This is a genomic window from Dellaglioa sp. CoH-57-MRSF-22 (assembly GCF_056781895.1).
The window spans coordinates 1-289 of the sequence record NZ_JBXAXT010000187.1; the positions used below are offsets into that span (position 1 = coordinate 1).

Here is a 289-nt window from a genome sequence, read left to right on the forward strand (position 1 = left end):
GTGCGAAACGGCATCGATACACCATCAAAGCTCACGCGCCAGCCGTAGGCGGCGCGCTGCACGCGCGGTTTACATTGCATTGACGCGCCCCGCATGATGCCATACGCGTTGACCGTTACGGCCGGTGCCCGCGATTTCGACCCATTCAACGCCGTCAATCACGGTCGTGCGCACATTGTCTGCGCCAAAGCGTGCGGCCAGTGCAACACGCATCCCCGTAAGATTCAGACCGTTTTCCATTTTGTTACCCCTTTCGTTATTGCGCTGTCGATGGGTGTAACTATACGCG

General features: G+C 58.1%; 1 protein-coding gene. It reads right to left on the reverse strand.

Annotation, left to right across the window (positions count from 1 at the left end; genetic code table 11):
- Positions 1–69: 69 nt before the first annotated feature.
- Positions 70–289 (reverse strand): hypothetical protein (locus AC1RPR_RS08745; protein WP_481763561.1); only part of this gene is annotated, 220 nt, incomplete at its 5' end.